At 64.7% G+C, this 20932-nt stretch carries 20 protein-coding genes and 1 pseudogene; 3 read left to right on the top strand and 18 right to left on the bottom strand.

Going from position 1 to position 20932, the window contains the following annotated elements; genetic code table 11:
• Window position 1: 1 nt before the first annotated feature.
• Together XINFAN_RS00865 and XINFAN_RS00870 are read left to right on the top strand one after the other, a co-directional pair.
• The gene (locus XINFAN_RS00865) at window positions 2-1126 is read left to right on the top strand and encodes an ABC transporter permease (RefSeq protein ID WP_094463107.1); all 1125 of its coding nucleotides are present in this window, start codon (window positions 2-4) and stop codon (window positions 1124-1126) included.
• Window positions 1127-1402: 276 nt separating this feature from the next.
• Window positions 1403-2374, top strand: coding sequence for a LysR family transcriptional regulator (locus XINFAN_RS00870; RefSeq protein ID WP_094463109.1), 972 nt, complete (start codon window positions 1403-1405; stop codon window positions 2372-2374).
• On the opposite strand, the gene XINFAN_RS00875 is transcribed toward XINFAN_RS00870, so the two are convergent.
• From XINFAN_RS00875 to XINFAN_RS00950, 16 genes and pseudogenes are all read right to left on the bottom strand, one after another.
• Window positions 2307-2546, bottom strand: a complete 240-nt coding sequence (locus XINFAN_RS00875) for a DUF2274 domain-containing protein (RefSeq protein ID WP_124084653.1) — start codon at window positions 2544-2546, stop codon at window positions 2307-2309. The genes XINFAN_RS00870 and XINFAN_RS00875 overlap by 68 nt on opposite strands.
• A gap of 2 nt (window positions 2547-2548) precedes the next feature.
• Window positions 2549-3673 carry a TraB/TrbI/VirB10 family type IV secretion system protein gene (locus tag XINFAN_RS00880; protein WP_094463111.1) on the bottom strand — a complete coding sequence of 375 codons (1125 nt, stop codon included), beginning with the start codon at window positions 3671-3673 and terminating at the stop codon, window positions 2549-2551.
• The gene (gene trbG, locus XINFAN_RS00885) at window positions 3670-4617 is read right to left on the bottom strand and encodes a P-type conjugative transfer protein TrbG (protein WP_435530834.1); all 948 of its coding nucleotides are present in this window, start codon (window positions 4615-4617) and stop codon (window positions 3670-3672) included. The genes XINFAN_RS00880 and trbG overlap by 4 nt, the downstream gene beginning before the upstream one ends.
• 101 nt (window positions 4618-4718) lie before the next feature.
• Entirely contained in the window at window positions 4719-5408 is a 690-nt protein-coding gene (trbF, locus tag XINFAN_RS00890) for a conjugal transfer protein TrbF (protein ID WP_094463113.1), read from the bottom strand.
• Window positions 5405-6763, bottom strand: coding sequence for a P-type conjugative transfer protein TrbL (trbL, locus tag XINFAN_RS00895; protein ID WP_094463114.1), 1359 nt, complete (start codon window positions 6761-6763; stop codon window positions 5405-5407). Before trbL ends, trbF begins: the two co-directional genes overlap by 4 nt.
• 3 nt (window positions 6764-6766) lie before the next feature.
• The gene (gene trbK-alt / locus XINFAN_RS00900) at window positions 6767-7057 is read right to left on the bottom strand and encodes a putative entry exclusion protein TrbK-alt (protein ID WP_094463115.1); all 291 of its coding nucleotides are present in this window, start codon (window positions 7055-7057) and stop codon (window positions 6767-6769) included.
• A gap of 16 nt (window positions 7058-7073) precedes the next feature.
• The gene (gene trbJ / locus XINFAN_RS00905; RefSeq protein WP_199286330.1) at window positions 7074-7841 is read right to left on the bottom strand and encodes a P-type conjugative transfer protein TrbJ; all 768 of its coding nucleotides are present in this window, start codon (window positions 7839-7841) and stop codon (window positions 7074-7076) included.
• Window positions 7838-10348 (bottom strand): conjugal transfer protein TrbE, encoded by a 2511-nt coding sequence (gene trbE / locus XINFAN_RS00910; RefSeq protein WP_094463116.1) that lies wholly within the window; start codon window positions 10346-10348, stop codon window positions 7838-7840. Before trbE ends, trbJ begins: the two co-directional genes overlap by 4 nt.
• Before the next feature lie 11 nt (window positions 10349-10359).
• On the bottom strand, window positions 10360-10641 hold the full coding sequence (locus tag XINFAN_RS00915; protein ID WP_094463117.1) for a VirB3 family type IV secretion system protein: 282 nt from the start codon (window positions 10639-10641) through the stop codon (window positions 10360-10362).
• The gene (locus tag XINFAN_RS00920) at window positions 10641-10970 is read right to left on the bottom strand and encodes a TrbC/VirB2 family type IV secretion system protein (protein ID WP_094463118.1); all 330 of its coding nucleotides are present in this window, start codon (window positions 10968-10970) and stop codon (window positions 10641-10643) included. Before XINFAN_RS00920 ends, XINFAN_RS00915 begins: the two co-directional genes overlap by 1 nt.
• Window positions 10967-11917, bottom strand: coding sequence for a P-type conjugative transfer ATPase TrbB (trbB, locus tag XINFAN_RS00925; protein ID WP_435530835.1), 951 nt, complete (start codon window positions 11915-11917; stop codon window positions 10967-10969). The genes XINFAN_RS00920 and trbB overlap by 4 nt, the downstream gene beginning before the upstream one ends.
• Window positions 11918-12451: 534 nt before the next feature.
• Entirely contained in the window at window positions 12452-14005 is a 1554-nt protein-coding gene (copM, locus tag XINFAN_RS00930; RefSeq protein WP_199286331.1) for a CopM family metallochaperone, read from the bottom strand.
• A gap of 122 nt (window positions 14006-14127) precedes the next feature.
• On the bottom strand, window positions 14128-14538 hold the full coding sequence (locus tag XINFAN_RS00935; RefSeq protein ID WP_124084656.1) for a hypothetical protein: 411 nt from the start codon (window positions 14536-14538) through the stop codon (window positions 14128-14130).
• Between the two features lie 164 nt (window positions 14539-14702).
• On the bottom strand, window positions 14703-15188 hold the full coding sequence (locus XINFAN_RS00940) for a DUF411 domain-containing protein (protein WP_094463122.1): 486 nt from the start codon (window positions 15186-15188) through the stop codon (window positions 14703-14705).
• A gap of 86 nt (window positions 15189-15274) precedes the next feature.
• Window positions 15275-17662: a heavy metal translocating P-type ATPase gene (locus XINFAN_RS00945; RefSeq protein WP_124084657.1), complete on the bottom strand. Its 2388-nt coding sequence runs from the start codon at window positions 17660-17662 to the stop codon at window positions 15275-15277.
• A 41-nt stretch (window positions 17663-17703) separates the two neighbouring features.
• Window positions 17704-17856: pseudogene (locus tag XINFAN_RS00950) on the bottom strand (multicopper oxidase domain-containing protein); the annotation flags it as partial.
• A gap of 387 nt (window positions 17857-18243) precedes the next feature.
• Here XINFAN_RS00950 and XINFAN_RS00955 point away from each other — a divergent pair.
• The gene (locus tag XINFAN_RS00955; protein ID WP_124084658.1) at window positions 18244-18474 is read left to right on the top strand and encodes a hypothetical protein; all 231 of its coding nucleotides are present in this window, start codon (window positions 18244-18246) and stop codon (window positions 18472-18474) included.
• Window positions 18475-18502: 28 nt separating this feature from the next.
• On the opposite strand, the gene XINFAN_RS00960 is transcribed toward XINFAN_RS00955, so the two are convergent.
• Both XINFAN_RS00960 and XINFAN_RS00965 read right to left on the bottom strand, forming a co-directional pair.
• Window positions 18503-18931 (bottom strand): ribbon-helix-helix domain-containing protein, encoded by a 429-nt coding sequence (locus tag XINFAN_RS00960; RefSeq protein ID WP_124084659.1) that lies wholly within the window; start codon window positions 18929-18931, stop codon window positions 18503-18505.
• 4 nt (window positions 18932-18935) lie between these two features.
• Complete coding sequence (locus XINFAN_RS00965; RefSeq protein ID WP_094463126.1) at window positions 18936-20921, bottom strand: conjugal transfer protein TraG; 1986 nt, start codon at window positions 20919-20921, stop codon at window positions 18936-18938.
• Window positions 20922-20932: the final 11 nt, after the last annotated feature.

A 20932-nucleotide genomic window follows, 5' to 3' on the forward strand; every position in this document is an offset into this window, starting at 1 on the left:
GATGCGCGCCATCCTCAACATCTTCTGGCTAATCGGCAAAGAGATCAAGAGCACTCTCGGCGATCCGGTCATGGTGGGGCTGATCCTGTGGTCGTTCTTTTTCGCTGTGATGATGGAGGCGCGTGGCGCGGGCGACACCGTGCACAATGCCTCCATTGCCATTGTTGACGAGGATAACTCGCCACTCAGCCGCCAGATTGCCAGTGCCCTGATGCCGCCCTGGTTCCAGCCCCCCCTCTACATGACCGCCAATCAGGCGGCGGCGGCGATGGACCGGGGCGACGTGATGTTCACGCTGAATTTCCCGCCCGATTTCGGTTCTGACGCCATCGCTGGCCGCGCGCCGGTGGCGCAGTTGCTGGCGGACGCAACCGCCGTCTCGCAGGCGCAGCTTGGCAGCGATTACCTTCGCAATATCGTAGCTGACGAATCGCGCGTCTTTCTGACCGGCCGATCCGACGCGCCCGTACCTGATCTGGATCTTGAACTGCGCCGCGCCTTCAACCCAAACGGCAATCCGGTCTGGTTCAAGACGCTTTCATCGCTGCTCAATCAGCTGTCGTTGCTGACCATCGTTCTGACCGGCGCCGCAATGCTACGCGAGCGTGAGCACGGCACCATCGAGCATCTGATGGTGATGCCGCTCTCGCCGGTCGAGGTGGCACTGTCCAAGGTGCTGGCGGTTATGCTTATCGTATTGGTGGCCTTTGTTGGCTCGCTGCTGGTGGTGGTGCAGGGCATCCTCGGCGTGCCGGTGGCGGGGTCGATGCCACTTCTGGTCATGGGGGCGGCGGTCTATCTGTGGGCAGCGGCGGCGATCGGAATGCTGCTTGGCACGCTGGCGCGTTCCATGGCGCAGTTTGCGCTCCTGATCGTGATGACCATCATCCCCATCATCATGCTGTCAGGCGGCTTCAGCGCCATCGAGAGCCAGCCCGACGCCGTGCGGCGCCTGACCATGCTGCTGCCTTCGCGCCACTTCCTCGCCTTCGCTAAGGCGGTTGCCTTCCGTGGTGCCGGATTGGCGGCGGTCTGGATGCAGCTTGCGCTGATGATCAGTCTCGGCGCCGCCTTCTTCGCGGCCAGTCTGGTGCTGTTTCGCCGCTCAATGAACGTGACGGGGTGAGCTTGAGGTTTTTTATGCCCATGTTCGCGGCCGGTGCGTTCGGCATGAAGGTGTCTGGGGTGGCCCGCCATGTAAGCGACTTCGAGGACGACCTTTTGGAACCACGCTCGGGGCTTATGTCCGATATCAGCGCAATGACGCAATCTTTGCCGCCATGGCTTATGAGGGACGGCATCTTCGGCCTTGAGTTCCGGACGGCGTTTTGATGACTGGTTTGGCCCTTTATGGTAGCCGCAGCGCCGGCCTCGACGTTCCTAGGCATGGCAGGGTGCCAGCATGACGGAAGACGTGGTCAGGCAACGTGATGTCATCGAGCTTCGCCATCTCCGTTATTTCGTGGCTGCAGCCGAGCATGGCAGTTTCCGCAAGGCGGGGGCGGCTCTCGGCCTGTCGCAATCGGCAATCAGCCGGTGTATCGCCGATCTTGAGGGTCATATCGGGGCATCCCTGTTCCACCGACATACATCGGGGGTCACGCAAACCTATGCTGGTCAGCGCTTTCTTATTCGCGCGCGTGAAGTGATCAGGAGTGTCAGTGAAGGCGCGCACGATGTCGCGGTGGTCGGACGATCTGAAGAGGGGAGAATACGGATTGGTATTTACTCCTCGATCGCCTCGGGCTTCCTGGCCGAGTTGCTTGGAACCTATGGTCGTCGTCACCGCAAGGTCGAGATCGAGATGGTCGACGGTAATCCCGTCGAGCATGTTTCGGCGATCCGGCAGTTGAACCTCGATGTCGCCTTCGTCACCGGGACGAGGGAGTGGCCCGATTGTGAACGACAGCTCCTTTGGTCCGAGCGCGTGTTCGCTGTTCTGCCATCCGATCACCGCTTGACCTGCAGTGAGGGGCTGACCTGGCGTGATCTGTCCGAAGAAACTTTCATGGTGAGCGAGACCGCACCAGGCCAGGAGATTCACGATTATCTGGTTCGCTGCCTTGCCGGTCTCGGAAAGCACCCCGAGATCCAGATGCAGCAAGTCAGCCGGGACAACCTTGTGCCGCTCGTTGCGCTCGGCCGGGGGCTGACGCTTGTGAGCGAAGCCATGACCGTGGCACAGTTTCCCGGCGTTGCTTATCGACCGATCCTCGGTGAGGTTCTTCCCTTCTCGGCAGTGTGGTCCGCTAAAAATGACAATCCAGCGTTTCGACGACTCCTTAGCCTGGCAAAGGCATTGGCGATCAAACCTGCCCTGCAGGGCGCGGGCCGGCACGCCGCGCCTTCGCAAAGCCCCGGTCAGTTGCAATGAACCGCTCCTGCATCGGCACGATGAGCCTGACGGGATCGGCGGCGGGCTGGCTCGTTTCGCGGGCCAGCACCTCGGCATAGGCAACAAGATCGCGGTGAAGCGGTGCGGGCAGTTCCACGGTGATCTTGACGGGCTTGTCGTCGGGGAGCGGGCCGAGTTTCAACTTGGTCATGGTCAACCTCCTGTCGGCTTAAATACGAGGTCGCGGGTGACGATGATCCTGACCGGGAAGCCCGGCCGGATCGTGAGCGTCGGCGCGACCTGCAACTGGCGCTGGACGATCTGCTGGCCCGCCTGATTGACGGTATCCTGCGCGCCGTCGCGGATGGCGCGGATAAGCCGGTTCTCGTCGCTCGTCGCCAGCTCCGTGCCGACCGCGAGCAGCGTGGACAGCCCTGCGGCCTTCATCAGATCCCACCAATGATAATCGACACCATCCTCAAGGCCGGCGTAGCCGCTGGCGTCCGCGCCCGGCAGGCGCTCAAGGACAATGGAACCGCCGCCCGGCAGAATCAGGCGATTCCACACCAAGAGCACCCTGCGCTGGCCGAAGGTCACGCCGTCATCATACTGGCCGATGATCCGCGTCCCTTGCGGGATCAGGAGCAGCGAGCCGGTCGGGCTGTCATAGACGTTCTCCGTCACCTGCGCGGTGATCTGGCCCGGAAGGTCGGAACGGATGCCGGTGATGAGCGCGGCGGGGATCACGGCCCCGGCCTGAAGGATGTAGGGAGAGGTCGGCGGCGTGACACGATCCAGCGCGACGGTCTGCCGGTCCACGGGTCCATTGAGGAAAGTGGCATGGCGGCTCTGCCCGTCCGGCTGTCCAAGGCCAAGACCGGCAAGGCCAGGCATGGCCGTTCCGGCCGACGCTACCGTGCGCGGGCCTGACTGGAAGAACACACCGCTCAACCGTGCGGCTTCTTCCTCGGCAAGTCGTCGTTGCTCCTCGGGATCGACAGAAGGTGTCGTGATGGTCGGCGGCACGACTGGCTGGCCCCGGTTCTGCGCCTCAAGGATCGGACGGCCGAGATCTCCCGGCAATGCCGGCCCCAAGACGGGGCCGGTATAATCGCGCGGCAGGCCGGATAGCCCGTCCGCCGTGGGCCGGTTCTCGGTCGAATAGAGTTCACCGCCTCCCTGGCTGGGATCGCGAGTTTGCAGCGCGTAGATCAGCGCGCCGCCGATGCCGAGAAGCGCAACCGCGCCTACGCCTGCCAGCACCTTGCGGGACAGGCGGGTGACGCGGGGCGGCTCGGCGCGCAATCGCATGGGTGCTACCGTGTCAGAGTCGCTCATGAGGGCGATCCTCCCGTTGTCACGCCGGCTGGCCGGGCTGCGGCCTGGGTCTGTTCCATTCGGACGATCCTGACGACCTGCTGGCGATCGCCGCTTCCAAGACGCAACTCCGCCGCGCCGAACAGGCGGTCCACGATCAGGACGTTCTGGTGGATGCGGCTGTTGACGATCTGCGGTTCGCCGTTCGTGCCGAGAACGAAGATCGGCGGCATCTCGCCCTGAACGATGCCGCGAGGAAACACGACATAGACCCGGCGGCCATCGTCGAAAACCGAAACCGGCCGCCAAGGTGGGCTGCTGCCCTGCACCTGCAAGCCGTAGCGGTAGTTGCGAGCGGCCTCAGCGGGGATGATCGGCGCTGATGGCGTGGCAACACGACGCCCCGGCTGAGGGGCGGGATAGGCCCAGGCGACGGAGGGCATATAAAGGGCCTCGCGTGCCCGCAGCTCGATCATGTAGATCCGGCGGTCGGTGGTGATGACAAGGTTGGTAGAGATGTCCGGCCGGGTCGGCTTCACCAGCACATGCACGCGGCGGGTCGGGCCAGAACCGCTCTCGGTGTCACCGATGATCCACCGCGCTGTATCACCGGCGGCGATCGGTCCCGCGCCGGTCAGGCTCTCGCCTGGCTCCAGCGCAATGGTGGCGATCTGCCCGACTGCGGCATAGACCTGATAAAGCGCGCCTTCCGACCAGGGATAGATCTGGATGGCATTGTAGTAGCCCTCCCGGCGCGGTTCGACGCGGGCTGCGGCATTGGCATTCTGCACCCTGCCGTCAGGAGTATTTGCCGCAGTTCCGCCCCGCGCCACCGTCCAGGCCGGTGGCGTGTGGAGTGGCCGGGGCGTGTCGTTGGTGGCGATCGCCTGCGCAGCCGGTAGCGGCGGCACATTGTCGTCATAGGCGAATTGCGGCGTGCGATTGGTGGCACAGCCCGCCAGCATGGTTGCGGAAAGCAGCAAAGCCGGAAGGCCGAGTTTCCGTAAGGCTGGTGAAGCGGGTTTACGGAAAGCCAGAGTTGCGGCCTGACGAGATGCCGAGGAAGTCATTGACTCATCTCCCGCGACCAGTTGATCGCGTTCACATAAATTCCAAGGGGATTGGCGCGTAGACGCTCGGCGTTACGCGGGGTCTGGATCACGATGGTCAGGATGGCGGTCCATCGCTCGGTTGCCGAAAGCTGGCCGTTCTCGTAGTGGCGCTCAGACCAGGCGACGCGGAAGCTGTCCGGTGAGGCGCGGATGACCGACGACACCTCAACCGCAACTTGCTGCCGCCCGACGAGAGAGAACGGGTCATTGGCGCGGGCATAATCATTGAGCGCCGCCGCGCCCCGGTCTGTGGTCCAGTCGTAGGCGCGAAGCCAGTTCTGCCGGACGATGATCGCATCGGCAGGAATCGCGCGGACCTGCTCGATGAAACGGCCAAGATGGAAGGCGATCTGTGGATCGGTCGGGCGATAGTCCGCAACCGCCGCCGCCACAGTCTGCGCCTGGCCGAGGTTATCGACCTCGACCACCCAGGGGACGACCGTCCCGCGCGCCGATTGCCAGACAAGGGCGCCTGCAAAACCGGCGGACAGAATCAGGCTGCCGAATGCCATGTATCGCCAGTTCTTCGCCTGCACGCGGGCGGAACCGATGCGTTCGTCCCAGATCTGGGCAGCCTTCTGGTAGGGCGTCTCAGGCTCGGGTGTCTTGCCGAAATGGGTCGTCGGTCGTTTGAAGGGGTTCATGATCTATCGCTTTCCGAAAGACTGACAGAGGATCCACCACCATGGCTGTCGCCGGCCCGGACGGCATGGGCAGCGGCGGTGACGCCGTGGCTCATCGCCCGGCTGCGGCGCATCTGTTGCGCCCAGGCTGGCGGACCCTCAGCGGAGGTTGGAGTTGCAGGGGACGGAGGTTGGCCTCCGCCGAGGGTGCCCATCGTGGAGCTGCCGCCGGTGGCCGCGACACCCCCCCGAACACCATCGGCGTAGCTGGATTTCAGGCTATCGGTGGCACGGCTTGCGGCGCGCTTGAGCGGGGAAATGGCTGCGGAGGCACCTGCATGAGCCACACCGCCGAGCCCGCCAGCGATGCCTGACTTTCCGGACCCGCCCATCGAGCCGAGCGTATAGGCCGACGAGGCCGCGCCGGCGGCCGAGGCGCCGCCACGCACCAGTGCGGCACTGCCGGAAAGGGCGGCAGAACCACCACGCGCGGCGAGCATGGTTGCGCCCCCGGCGGCAATCGCTGCGCCGCCGACGGCAAGGCCCGTGCCTACGGCTGCGCCGGCGCTGAGTTGCGGACCACCCGAGACAAGGCCAGTCGCAATGCCGGGGCCAAATATGCCGAGGCCGAGAAGGGAAAGCGCGGCCAGCACGATGGCCATGGCGTCGTCGATGGTTGGTGTCGCCCCACCGAAGCCGGCGGTGAACTGGCCAAATAGCGTCGAGCCGATGCCAATGATGACGGCCAAGACCAGCACTTTGATGCCGCTGGAGATGACGTTGCCCAGGACCCTTTCCGCCATGAAAGCGGTCTTACCGAAGAGGCCGAAGGGGATGAGCACGAAGCCGGCAAGCGTCGTCAGCTTGAATTCGATCAGGGTGACGAAGAGCTGGATCGCCAGGATGAAGAAAGCGAGGATGACAAGCGCCCAGGCGAAGAACAGGCAGAGGATCTGCACCAGGTTTTCGAAGACGGCGATCCAGCCCATGAGATCGGAAATGGATTCGAGTAAAGGCCGACCTGCCTCCAAGCCCGTCTGGGCGACACGGCCGGGCCGGAGGAGATCGGCAGCGGAAAACCCGGTGCCGGACGCCATCAGGCCGAGGCCGGCGAAGCTCTCGAAGACGATCCGGGCGAGATTGTTCCAGTTGCTGATGATGTAAGCAAAGACACCAACGAAGAGGGTCTTCTTCACCAGACGGGCCATCACATCATCATCGGCTCCCCATGCCCAGAACAGCGCGGCGAGCGTCACGTCGATGACGATGAGGGTGGTGGCAATGAATGCCACCTCGCCACCGAGCAGGCCAAAACCGCTGTCGATGTAGCTGGTGAATATGCCAAGGAAATTGTCGATGACCCCCGTTCCGCCCATGGCTCATCGCCCTCCAATTGGTGCAGCCGTCGCGGGCGCAGGTGCGCGACCGAGGAAGCGGTCGCGAGTCTCGGCCCAGACGCGCAGGCATTCGGCGTCGTTGGCCGCAGCCTCTCCCAACCGTTGGCAGCGGCGCTGTCCTTCGCGCAGCGGATCGGTCGGTGGCTGGAGGGAAGGTGCGGAAGGTGCGGGCACGGTGGAGACGTCCTCGCGCGTCATCTCTATGACGGTCGCCGTGATGGCGACGGCGACGAACACGATGGCCGCGATCCGGGCCAGCACCTTCCCTTCCATGGCCTCCCTCCTTTTCTCAGTTGAACATCTGCGCGTTGCCGGGCTGGTAGCCGGCCCCCGGCGTCAGAAACCTCTGGCGCTGGATACGCCCCTGCTCGGCGGCGGTCGCCCGTTCGGCCTCGGACAGGGCATCGGCCCTGCCATTGGCCGAGATGACCGCGATCAGGTCGGAGAGCTGCTGCGACTGGAGGGCGAGGAGCTGGTTGCCAGCTTGGGTCGCCTGAAGTGCTCCGGTTGCTCCCTGGCTTTCACCGACGAGCGTGGCCATCTCGGCCCGGTTACTGTCGATATTGCCGACGACACCGGCCTGAACGCGCATGGCGTCCTGCAAGCCGCCGACGGTGTTCTCCCAGCGGGAGCGGGCATCGGCGACCAGTTGGGCGTCGGTCGACGAGAGCGCAACATTGCCATATTGGCTCTGGAACGCCTGGTCGATCTGGCCAACCTCGAACGCGAGATTCTGCGCCTGTCCGAGAAGCTGCTGGGTGCGCTGGACGTTCTGCTGAAGCGCCTGAAGCGAACTGTGGGGCAGGCTCGCGAGATTGCGGGCTTGGTTGATCAGCATCTGCGCCTCGTTCTGGAGGCTGGTGATCTGATTGTTGATCTGTTCCAGCGTGCGCACTGCCGTCAGCACGTTCTGCGCGTAGTTGGACGGATCATAGACGATGCGCCAGGCATGGGCAGGGCTCGTCAGCATGGGGGTGAGCGTGATGGGCAAGGCCAGCGTCAGCGCGAGCATGGAGGCGCTGGCCATCCGGGACATCCGGGGCATCGTCCGCGTCATGGGGTAATCTCCTCTTCTTCCAGGGTGAATTCGAACTCGTCATCGACGAGGATGAGCGGCGACAGGTCCTCGTTGTCGATCGCGAGATTGCTGAGGTCGGGGATCAGCTCGGCCGCCCATTCGACGCCGCGCGCTTTCAGCCAGGCGGCGAGGAATCCGTCGCGGCCATGCTCAGCGTGTATGTCACCGATCAGCGCCTGATCGGATTTCGAGGAGGCGGCGCAGAGGGTGAGGCCCACTTCGCTGAGCCCCAGCTCGAACAGCCGATTGCCTCTGCGACTTTGGCAGTAGTAGTCGCGCTTCGGCGTTGCCCGCGCGAGGATCTCGATCTGGCGGTCATTGAGGCCGAAACGACGATAGATGGATGTGATCTGCGGCTCGATGGCACGCTCGTTCGGCAGCAGAAGGCGTGTCGGGCAGCTTTCGATGATCGCCGGCGCGATGGCGGAATTGTCGATGTCGGACAGGCTTTGCGTAGCGAAGATGACCGAGGCATTTTTCTTCCTCAGCGTCTTCAGCCATTCGCGAAGTTGCTCCGCGAAGGCATCGTCGTCCAGCGCCAGCCAGCCCTCGTCGATGATCAGTAGCGTCGGCCGGCCGTCGAGACGGTCGCCGATGCGATGGAAGAGATAAGACAGCACGGCCGGGGCCGCGCCGGTCCCGACCAGCCCCTCGATCTCGAAGGCCTGCACATCGGCCGAGCCCAGATGTTCGCTTTCGGCATCGAGCAGCCGCCCATAGGGGCCACCGACACAGTAAGCACGCAGCGCCTGCTTCAGGTCGTTGGATTGCAACAGCACGGCGAGGCCGGTGATGGTGCGTTCGTCGACCGGCGCGGAGGCAAGTGAGGTCAGCGCTGTCCAGATGTGTTCCTTCACATCGGGGGTGATCTGGACATTCTCGCGCCGCAGGATGGCGACGATCCAGTCGGCGGCCCAGGCGCGTTCCGCCGTTTCATGGATGCGCGCCAGCGGTTGCAGCGAAACGGACGTCTCGGAAGCATCGGTCAACTCGCCGCCGAGATCGTGCCAGTCGCCACCCATGGCGAGAACGGCGGCGCGGATAGACCCGCCGAAATCGAAGGCGAAGACCTGCGAGCGCGGATAGCGGCGGAATTGCAGCGCCATGAGCGCCAGCAGCACCGACTTGCCGGCGCCGGTCGGCCCGACGACCAGCGTATGTCCGACATCGCCGACATGAAGAGAAAGCCGGAACGGGGTCGATCCTTCGGTCCTGCCGTAGAGCAGCGGGGGTGCGCCGAAGTGATCGTCCCGCCTCTCGCCCGCCCACACCGCCGAAAGCGGGATCATGTGGGCGAGATTCAACGTGCTGATGGGCGGTTGCCGGACATTGGCATAGGCATGGCCGGGCAGGCTGCCGAGCCAGGCATCGACGGCGTTGACCGTCTCGACCATGACGCTGAAGTTCCGAGACTGGATGATCTTTTCGACCAGCCGCAGCTTCTCATCGGCGCGGCGGGTGTCCTCATCCCAGACCGTGACGGTTGCGGTGACATAGGCGACGCTGGCGACATCTGCGCCGAGTTCCTGCAAGGCCATGTCGGCGTCGGCGGCCTTATTGGCGGCGTCGGTGTCGACCAAAGCGGATTGCTCGTTGGTCATCACCTCCTTGAGGATGGCGGCGATGCTTTTCCGCTTTGCGAACCATTGCCGCCTGATCTTCGTCAGCAGCCGCGTCGCGTCGGTCTTGTCCATCAGGATCGCGCGCGTGGACCATCGATAGGGAAAGGCAAGCCGGTTCATCTCATCGAGCAGGCCCGGCGTGGTGGTGCCCGGAAAGCCGGTGATGGTCAGCACCCGCAGGTGGTGATTGCCGAGGCGCGGCTCCAGACCTCCGGCCAGCGGCTGATCGGCCAGCAGCGCATCAAGATAGATCGGCGTCTCCGGCACGGCGACGCGATGCCGTTTGGTCGAGATCGTCGAATGCAGGTAGGTCAGGGTCTCGCCGTCATCGAACCAGCGGCATTCGGGCATGAAGCCGTCGAGCAGCGCCAGCACCCGGTCGGTGCGATCTGCAAATGCGCGCGCCAGTTCCCAGGGATTCACGCCCGAGGTCTCGCGCCCTTCGTAAAGCCAGGACTCGGAGCGCGCAGCATCCTCGGCGGGCGGCAGCCAGAGGAAGGTGAGATAGTAGCCGGAGACGAAGTGGCTGCCTTCTTCCTCGAAGTCGGCTTTACGCTCGGCATCGACCAGCGCCGAGGCCGGATCTGGGAAGCGGCTCTCTGGATAGGTTGCGGCCTCCGAGCGCTGCGCCTCGACGAAGATCGCCCATCCGGAGCCGAGCCGGCGAAAGGCGTTGTTCAGCCGCCCCGCCACGGCGACCAGTTCGGCCGCGACCGCGGAATCCAGATCGGGACCGCGAAACTTCGCCGTCCTTTGAAAGCTGCCATCCTTGTTCAGGATGATACCATCACCCACCAACGCTACCCACGGCAAGTAGTCGGCAAGGCGGGAGGCAGTGCGACGATATTCGGCAAGGTTCATCATGGCTCTCGTCCTCACACCGCGAGATGGCCGGGCAAGCGCAGATGGCGGCGCGCGACCTCGACAAAGAACGGATCGCGTTTCGCCGCCCAGACCGCCGCGATATGGCCGATGGCCCAGATCAGGATGCCGGCGAACCAGAGTTGCAGGCCAAGGCCGACTGCCCCGGCCAGCGTGCCGTTCAGGATCGCGACGCTGCGGGGTGCTCCACCGAGCAGGATCGGCTCGGTCAGGGCACGGTGAACCGGCGCGCTGAAGCCCGGCACTGCGTCGAGTGCCTCGAAACTCGCCGCCATCAGACCAGCGCCCCGCCGCCGAAGCTGAAGAACGAGAGGAAGAAACTCGACGCAGCAAAGGCGATAGAGATGCCGAAGACGATCTGGATCAGACGGCGGAAGCCGCCGCCGGTGTCGCCAAAGGCCAGCGTCAGCCCGGTGACGATGATGATGATCACCGCGACGATTTTCGCCACCGGCCCTTCGACGGATTCGAGAATGGATTGCAGCGGGGCTTCCCAGGGCATGGAGGAGCCCGATGCCCAGGCGGGCGCCGTCATCAGGCTCACCCAGGCGAAGGAGGCGGCGGTTGCGATGTGATGGTGGATACGGAAAGCGCGACGGATCATGCGGTGTCTCCAGTGTTGTGAGCGGTGTCGGGTTCTGAAAAGGCGGGGGAAATCCGGTAGTCGCCGTCCGGCCCCAGTCCTTCGACGCGGGCGAGTTCGACAAGCCGCCGTGCGGAACCACGACCTGCGAGGACGGCCACGAGGTCGATGGTTTCGGCGATCATGGCGCGCGGAACGGTGACGACGGCTTCCTGGATCAGTTGTTCGAGGCGGCGCAGCGCGCCAATGCCGGAACCGGCATGGATGGTGCCGATGCCGCCGGGGTGCCCGGTGCCCCAGGCTTTGAGAAGGTCGAGCGCCTCGGCACCGCGCACCTCACCGATCGGGATGCGGTCGGGGCGCAGCCGCAGCGAGGCGCGCACCAGATCGGACAGCGTGGCGACACCATCCTTGGTCCGCATCGCCACCAAATTGGGCGCCGCGCATTGCAGCTCGCGGGTGTCCTCGATGATGACGACGCGATCCTGCGTCTTGGCCACTTCGGCTAGCAGCGCATTGGTCAGCGTGGTCTTGCCGGTGGACGTGCCACCGGCGACGAGGATGTTCGCACGCGTCTGGACGGCTTCGCGGAGCGTTTCCGCCTGACCGGCGGACATGATGCCGGCCGCCACGTAGTCATTGAGGGTGAACACCGCGACGGCGGGCTTGCGAATGGCGAAGGCGGGCGCGGACACGACCGGCGGCAACAATCCCTCGAAGCGCTCGCCGGTCTCGGGCAGTTCGGCCGACACGCGGGGGCTACGAGTGTGGACTTCGACGCCGACGTGGTGGGCGACCAGGCGCACGATGCGCTCGCCATCGGCAGGCGCCACCCTTTCGCCGGTATCGGTCAGTCCCTCGGACAGCCGGTCCACCCAGATCCGGCCATCGGGGTTCAGCATGACCTCGACGACGGACGGATCTTGCAGCAGGGCTGAGATGGCAGGCCCGAGCGCCGTCCGGAGCATACGCGCGCCGCGGTCCACCGTTGCCTGTTTGTGGTCGATGCCTGCCATCTCGTCCCCGTTCCACCGAGGAGGCGAGAGACGATCCCCGGATGGGGATCACTAAAAGAGACCCAAATTGGGTCGTTTCAACAAGTTTCGACCGTCGTAGTAGCGTGGCGTGCAAATACAGGAAAACGGCGGTGAGCCTCATCAGTCACTTGGTCAGCGGGCCACTGGCAGGCTTGCGGCTGATTCGATCGGACTGAGAGGTAGGACTGCTTTTTAGAATCTTTCGCACCCATGAATGTGGTCGCCTCGACGCCAGAAGCGGGATTTGTGCGCTGACTTGCGTCCAACTGAAGGCTTCAGCGTGGATGCCAAACATTTGACAGGGGCATCCATTTTGGAGAGGGCCTCGTTTAGGAGGATCAAATCCACACTATCTCCGTGGCCGCACTGACAATTGCACTTCCAAGCCATTGATTGGCATCTATAATAAGTCAACAATGTTCTCTAGATTGAGTGCCGGAGCGCATGCGCTCCGGCACCTACCAACTATCGGCTTCCGCTACCGTAGACGATGCCATTCGGGCGATCGCCGACCGGCACTGTCTTGCCTACTTCCTGTCTCCTCACGTCGATAATCGACACCGTATCGTCGGCAATGTTGGTCACGAACACCAACGCCCCATCGGCCGATGCCGACACGCCATGAGCGCCACCGCCGGTGGTGAGGGTCTTCACCACCTGACCGGTCGCGGTGCCGATCACCGACACGGTATCGTTCGGCGCGGCCTCGGTGCCTTGGTTGGCGACATAGACATAGGCCCCATCCGAGGTCACGAACGTCTGAATCGGGTGCGGGCCGACGTCGATCCTGCGCGTGACCTCGCGGGATGCGGTGTCGATCACGGCGACGCGGTTCTCGTCGCGAAGCGAGACATAGACCCGATCGCCCGCAGGGGTGAACGCGACCTGCACGGGCGCGGACCCGACCGGAATGCGCGCAACCTCGGAAAGTGCCTGCGTGTCGATCACGGACACGGACCCGTCTTCGACATTGGCGACATAAAGCTGCGTCTCGTCCGGGCTTAGCCGCAGGCCGTGCGGATAATCGCCCGTCGGGATGCGCCCGATGACCTCAGCCCTTGCGAGGTCGACCACGGCGATCTCGTCGCCGCCAGCCAGCGAGACGAAAGCGCGGCCCTGCCGGTCGGCGACCACATGGGCCGGGTGCGAGCCCACTGCAACAGTCGCCTTGGGCGTCGACAAGTTCTGCGGATCGAGGATGACCAGCTGACCCTCGGCGGCGCCTTCCGCGCCGTGACCATGTCCGCCGGACCCGTGATCCGCCTCGGCGGCCGGATCACCGACCGCCAGCAGCAGCTTGCCGTCGGGCGTCAGATCGACGTTGTGCGGTGCGACCGGGATGGAAACGGTCTGGACCGCTCCGGTGCCGAGATCGATGGCGCTGATGGAGTTGCCGCCTTCATTGGCGGACCAGACGGTCCCGCCGGTCTGGGCGAGCGCGGCCAGTGCGTCGCCGGCGTTCGCCGCCAGCCATGCCTGCATTTCGGCGATCTCGCGTTCCTGCGCCTCGATGATCTGGGCCGCCCATTCTTTCGTTTGCGGATCGTCGCCGAATTGCTGGACGATCCTGGCCATGTCGATCGCGCCCTGATGATGCGGGATCATGCCGCGGACGAAGGCGACATCCGGATCGTCCGCCATGACGCCGTCCATCATCGGCGCGTGCATCGCGTCCATCGCCTCGACATAGGCCCGCGTGAAATCTGGAAGGCTTTCGTTCGCCGGGGCCGCCCCGGCGTTCGGCGCGCTCGTCATTCCCTGCATCATCCCGCCCTGCATCATCTGCTGCATGGCCCCCACGCATTCCGGGGTCATGGCCTGCATCATGGCCCGGCACTGCTCGGGCATCATCCCTTGCATGGCGGACATCCGGCCCGCAGGCGGCGTTGGCGCGGGCGTCTGCTCGACCTGCGCAGGCGGGGTTGCCAGGTGGTGGGCGTCATGCCCGGCCTGCGCGAGAGCAGCTCCCGGCAGGCCTGCCAGCAGGCTGACAGCAAGGGCGATTGTGGTGCGGTTCATTGATCTCATCCTTTGGTTCCGGAGCGCCGGCCCGGGCTAGCGGGCGCGGGTCTCCGTCTGTTCGTTGGTCTTTCGGACTGGCGCCGGATCGGCCGCAGACAACTCGCGGCGATCCCTGCGCATCACGCGGCGATGAGACGTGGCGGCTTCAGGATGCCTTCGGGTGAGCGGTCGTGCGGGTCAGGGCGCAAAACAGTGAACACCTCGCCGTTCACCGGCGGGCCGAACTCCGGCGGCGCGACGAGAATCGCGGCGGTCAGACAGATCTGGCAGCAATCCGCCAGATTTGGGCTGCCGTCGGCTCTCACGCAGCCAGCACCAGGATCCGCGCCATGGTCGTCCGGCAGGTGATGCCCGGCGCAGTGGCTTGCCGTAGGGGCGGCCTGTTGCTGGTCGATGGCGTGACCGGCGGAGCTGGCATGTGCCGGGGCCTGCAAAACCAGGGCGCCGATGGCAAGCAGCAGGATGCAGATCGCAAACCGGCGTAACCGAGAGCAATCTGCCCGGAAAACAGATCGCGCCCGCCCGCTCATGCGCCAGCTTCCTTTCCGGTCGCACGCCGGGTCAGCGCGCTGTCGCGTTCACGTCGCGCGCCACCCGACGCCGGGAGGCAGCCCCGCGGACGGAGGCAAGCCGCCTCGGCCAAGTGCTGTTTCGGGTCATGCGCAAGCCGTGCGGTCATATCGGCAACCCCGTGTCAGATTTCCCGCGGACCGAGGAAGCGGCCGAAGCTCCGCGTGGTCGGGCCGAACAGGAACGCTTCATACGGCTCCGGCTCGACACCCGGGAAGTCCATGCCGGGCGAGCCGGCGGGCATTCCGGGAACGGCCAGCCCCGTGGCAAGGGGCCGCTCGGCCAGCAGGCGACGGATCGCGGCGGCGGGCACATGGCCCTCGACCACATAGCCGCCCACCTCGGCGGTGTGGCAGGACGCCAGTTCCGCCGGCACCCCGAGCCGCTGCTTGAGGCTGCCCATATCGGCGGATTCCACGACCCGCACCGGGAACCCCGCAGCCTCGATATGCGCGGCCCAGCCGTCGCAGCAGCCACAGGACGGATCCTTGGTGACGCTCACCAGAGGCAGCGCCTCGGCATGCCCCCGGCCGATGGTGGACATCAGCAGCGGGAGCGCGCCGGCAGCGGCCAGAATGGCGCGGCGGGTGATGGGGTGAGCGTTTCTCATCGTTGAGCCTCGTTTCATGGATTGCGTTGCCTCAAAGTCCCGGTCTGGACACGAGGCACGAAGGAGTGAGCAGGTGCCGCCGATCATCACAGCTTCACCCTCCGCAGCCGCGCGGCATTGGCGATGACGCTGACCGAGGACAGCGCCATGGCTGCCGCGGCGATGATCGGCGACAGCAGGAGGCCGAAGACCGGATAGAGCACCCCCGCTGCCACCGGCACGCCGAGCGCGTTGTAGATGAAGGCGAAGAACAGGTTCTGGCGGATGTTGCCCATGACGGCCTCCGACAGCCGCCGGGCGCGGACGATGCCGGTGAGATCGCCCTTGAGCAGCGTGACGCCCGCGCTTTCCATCGCGACGTCGGTGCCGGTGCCCATGGCGATGCCGACATCCGCCGCCGCCAGCGCCGGCGCGTCGTTGACGCCGTCGCCGGCCATGGCCACCACCTCGCCGGCGGCCTTGTGCCGCTGCACGACCGCGCTTTTCTGGTCGGGCAGGACTTCCGCCTCGACCTCGTCGATGCCAAGCTGGCGGGCGACCGCCTTGGCCGTGGTCCAGTTGTCGCCGGTCAGCATGACCACCCGGATACCTTGCGCCTTCAACGCCGCCAGCGCCTCGGGGGTCGAGGGCTTGACCGGATCGGCGATGGCGAAGATCGCCGCCACCTGGCCATCGACGCCCATGAAGATCGCCGTTGCCCCGTCCGCGCGCAGCCGGTCGGCTTCATCGGCCAGCGGTGTGACATCGACGCCCTGCTCGGCGAGGAATTTCGCGTTACCAAGGGGGATGCGCTTGCCCTCGACCGTGCCGTAGGCGCCCTTGCCGGTGGGCGAGTCGAAGTCCACGACCGGCGCGAGATCGAGCCCGCGCTCTTCCGCCGCGCGCACGATGGCCAGCGCCAGCGGATGCTCGCTGGCCCGCTCGACGTTGGCGGCAAGGCGCAGCGCTTCCGCCTCGGTGAAGCCGGGCGCAGGAACGATGGCGGTGACGGCGGGCCGGCCCTCGGTCAGCGTGCCCGTCTTGTCGACGATGATGGTGTCGACCTTTTCCATATGTTCCAGCGCCTCGGCGTTCTTGATCAGCACGCCGGCCTGCGCCCCGCGTCCGACGCCGACCATGATCGACATCGGTGTCGCCAGCCCGAGCGCACAGGGGCAGGCGATGATCAGCACCGAGACCGCCGCGATCAAACCGAAGGAGAAGCGCGGCTCCGGCCCCCAGATCGACCAGGCCACGAAGGCGAGGATCGCGACCAGGATCACCGCCGGGACAAACCAGCCCGACACCTGATCGGCCAGCCGCTGGATCGGCGCGCGGCTCCGCTGCGCCTCGGCGACAAGCTGGACGATCTGCGACAGCATGGTGTCGCGCCCGACCTTGCGCGCTTCGATCACCAGCGCGCCGGACTGGTTCATGGTGCCGCCGATGGCCTTGGAACCGGCCTCCTTTGTCACCGGCATGGATTCGCCCGTGACCATCGATTCATCGACGGCGCTGCGGCCCTCGATCACCTCACCATCGACCGGCACCTTCTCACCGGGCCGCACCCGCAGCCGGTCGCCGACATGGACACTGTCGAGCTGCACTTCCTCCTCGGTCCCGTCGTCACGAATGATCCGCGCGGTCTTGGGCGCGAGGTCGAGCAGCGCGCGGATCGCGCCGCTGGTGCTCTCTCTCGCACGCAATTCCAGAACCTGGCCGAGTAGGACAAGGACGGTGATGACCGCCGCCGCCTCGAAATAGACCGCCACCGACCCGTCATGCTGCCGGAACTGGTCAGGAAAGATGCCGGGCGCGAGCGTCGCCACCATGCTGTAGATCCAGGCAGCTCCGGTGCCCATCGCGATCAGCGTGAACATGTTAAGGCTGCGGTTGACGAGCGACTGCCAGCCACGCTGGAAGAATGGCCAACCGGCCCACAGCACCACAGGCGTCGCCAGCAGCATCTGGATCCAGTTCGAGGTCCGCTGGCTGATGAGGTGGTCCAGACCGAGAAGATGGCCGCCCATCTCCAGTACGAACACCGGCAGCGTCAGCACCAGACCGATCCAGAACCGACGCGTCATGTCGATCAGTTCCTCGTTCGGCCCGGCATCGAGGCTGACCAGCACCGGTTCCAGCGCCATGCCGCAGATCGGGCACGACCCGGGACCGACCTGCCGGACCTCGGGATGCATTGGGCAGGTATAGATCGTCCCGTCGCGCACCGGCTCGGCCCTTTCCGTCGCGGCGGCGGGGTCGAGATAGCGTTCCGGATCGGCCAGGAATTTCTCGTGACAACTTGCCGAGCAGAAGTAATAGGGTCGTCCCGCATGTTCGGCCTTGTGCGCGGTCGTGTGCGGGTCGACCATCATGCCGCAGACCGGGTCCTGGACCTTGTGGGCACTGTCCGGTGCCGCAGCCGCGTGCCCCTGCTCATGGCCGTGGGCCGAATGATCGTGGTGCTGATGATCGTGTTCAGTCTTGCTGATCATTTTTACGCCTCCTCGGCGTCTTGTCCTCGGTCATCGCCCGACTATGCGCTGGCTGCGGATTCGGTCATCTTGACGGTTTCGAGATGCGGCATGTGGTGGCAATGCAGCATCCAGCGCCGCTCGCTGGCGTCGAGCGCGACATCAACCATCGACATCGGTGGCACATAGACCGTGTCGCGCCTCGCGCCTGAGAGCGAGGCAGCACCCTGCGCTGTCGCGATGCGAGGGAGCTGCGCATAGCCCAACATGGCTTCGCCAGCGGTAAGAAAGCCGCGTCGTGAAAGAGTATTCATGGTCGTCTCCTCGGGACAGCTGGTCCCGTTCATCAACACCGACAGGACGCCGCGGGCCTGGGCCCGGACGCGCGATCAGAGGAGACGGAGCTTGGGAGGACGCTCGTTCAGTCCAGGTGCCCGACTGGCGACATTTTCAGCAGCCGACAAGTCATGGCTGACAGGCGCAAAATTGCTGCCAGACCCTTCGCTTGGCGAGGTCAGGAAGACCGATACACCGGCGCAAAGTATCTCACAGCTCGCGACGTCACCTGATCCGCAGTGCCGTTCACCGTCGCAGGGTTCTGCATGACCGGCATCGACCTGCATCGTCTTGCTGACATGCATGGCGTGATCCGGATTCGCGCTCAGACGCGCCGCGTGCCCAACAGTCACCGTCGTCATGACGGCGATCGCGAGTACGGCAAGCATGGCGACGAGGCGCGAGAACATTTAGGCAAGATAGGCACTGGTCACGGGAATGTCCATCGTTTGCGGCATCAAACCTCTGGAGGAAGTTCATCTTCAACATGTGCCTGAGGCTGACTTCATGACTATATGCACCAAGTCAGCTATCCGATCCCGCTACGTCCTCCGATATCTTCTGCCGCAGCTTCGGCCCCTGTGCGAGACGCCGACCGAGCGCCGTGATGAACGCCTCGTATCGCGCGGCAGATTTGGCCTTTGCCGCCTTTGCCGCCGGCTCGGGCAAGGCAGGCGTCGTCATCAGCCAGAAGCGGATGAACACCGCGAGGCTCTCGACAGCGATACCGACGTCACGTTCCACCCGCGTCATGCGGCGGTCGATCTGGTCGAGGCGTTTGGCGACGATCGCTTCGCGGCGTTCGGCATCGTCCGGCGACAGGAAGGATGCGATGGCCGCCTCGGCGATCATGGATTGCGAGCGATCCCGGCGTGCTGCGAAGTCGGCCAGCGCTTCGGTGATGTCAGGATCGAGATAGATCGTAACCTTCGCCTTCTTCTTGCGTTGCGTCATGGTCCTACAAATCCATACCGTCGTTCGGGTCCATGGCGACCTGCCGGGCGATTCCCTGCACCTGCCGGATCATCCGCCGGTTCTGGGCAGCCTCTTCGTCGGCCTCATCGGGTTGGTCGAAGTCGAACTCGTTCTCGATGGGCTTTTTCTTCTCGACCGACTTCACGCGGCTGAGTTCGGGCTGCAATCGACGTTCGGATTCGGTCGTATCGTCATCATCCCCCATGTGGTCCTCGTGGTCCTCCGAGGGTTCCGGGCGCGCTGGGATCGGAAGTGTGGTCCAGTCGTCGGGCCGGGTTCCTTCGGGGCCTTTCAGTTCAGGTGGTGACAGAACGCGCTCGCGAAACCGGGCGTCCTCGTAATAGCGCGCCTTCGTCGCCCGGATTGGCGGGATACCCGCCACCATGACGATCTCCTCATTCGGCGGAAGCTGCATGATCTCACCCGGCGTCAGCAACTGGCGGGCGGTTTCCGAGCGCGAAACCATCAGGTGGCCCAACCAGGGCGACAGCCGGTGCCCGGCGTAGTTTTTCATGGCACGCATCTCGGTAGCAGTCCCGAGCGCGTCACTGACCCTTTTCGCAGTTCTTTCATCATTGGTCGCAAAGCTCACCCTGACATGGCAGTTGTCGAGGATCGAGTTGTTCGGCCCGTAGGCTTTCTCGATCTGGTTGAGGCTCTGCGCGATCAAAAAGCTTTTAAGACCGTAGCCCGCCATGAAGGCCAATGCCGTCTCGAAGAAATCGAGCCTGCCCAGCGCCGGAAACTCGTCGAGCATCAAGAGCAACCGATGGCGCCCGACATTCGCCTGCAAGTCCTCGGTCAGGCGCCGACCGACCTGGTTCAGAAGCAGCCGCATCAGCGGCTTGGTGCGGTTGATGTCGGAGGGAGGCACGACGAGGTAGAGCGTGGTCGGCTGCTCGCCGCCGACAATATCGCTGATCCGCCAGTCGGAGCGGCGCGTGACCTCGGCCACGACGGGATCGCGATAGAGGCCGAGAAACGACATCGCCGTCGACAACACGCCCGACCGCTCGTTTTCGGATTTGTTGCGCAACTCTCGCGCGGCGCTAGCCACAACCGGATGTGGCCCCGCCTCCCCCAGATGCGCGGTCTTCATCATGGCGCGCAATGTGGAATCAACAGGGCGCTTGGGGTCGGACAGAAACTTGGCGACGCCCGCCAGCGTCTTGTCGGTTTCGGCATAGAGGACATGAAGGATGGCGCCGACGAGGAGCGAATGGCTGGTTTTTTCCCAATGGTTGCGTTTGTCGAGGCTGCCCTCGGGATCGACAAGAATGTCAGCGATGTTCTGGACGTCGCGCACCTCCCACTCGCCGCGGCGCACCTCGAGCAACGGATTGTAGGCTGAGGATTTGGGGTTGGTCGGGTCAAAGAGCAGCACCCGGCCATGGTGTGATCGGAACCCCGAGGTGAGCTGCCAATTTTCGCCCTTGATGTCGTGGACCACCGCCGAACCCGGCCAGGTCAACAGGGTCGGCACCACCAGGCCGACACCCTTGCCCGAACGTGTCGGGGCAAAGCAAAGCACATGCTCCGGTCCATCGTGGCGCAGATACTCGCGATCATACCGGCCGAGGACGACACCATCGGGATCAAGCAGGCATGCAGCCTTGACCTCTGGCTTTTCCGCCCATCGTGCCGATCCATAGGTGGCGACGTTCTTGGCCTCGCGCGCTCGCCAAACCGACATGCCGATGGCGACCGCGATAGCGATGAAGCCGCCCGAGGCCGCAATGATGCCGCCCTTTGCGAAGATCGGCGACGCATAGGCTTCATAGAAATACCACCACCAGAAGATCGCCGGCGGGTAGTAGATCGGCGTTCCGAACAGCTCGAACCATGGAGGGCCAAGTTGTCCCTGATAGCCGAGGCTCCAGGCGACATATTGTGTCGCGCCCCAGGTGGTCGCGAGGATGATGAGGAAGACGATGGTGATCTGTCCCCAGAGGATTTTCGTAGCGGACATGGCGATGATCC

This window comes from Pseudogemmobacter humi, from assembly GCF_900609055.1.
In the GTDB taxonomy this organism is placed as follows: domain Bacteria; phylum Pseudomonadota; class Alphaproteobacteria; order Rhodobacterales; family Rhodobacteraceae; genus Pseudogemmobacter; species Pseudogemmobacter humi.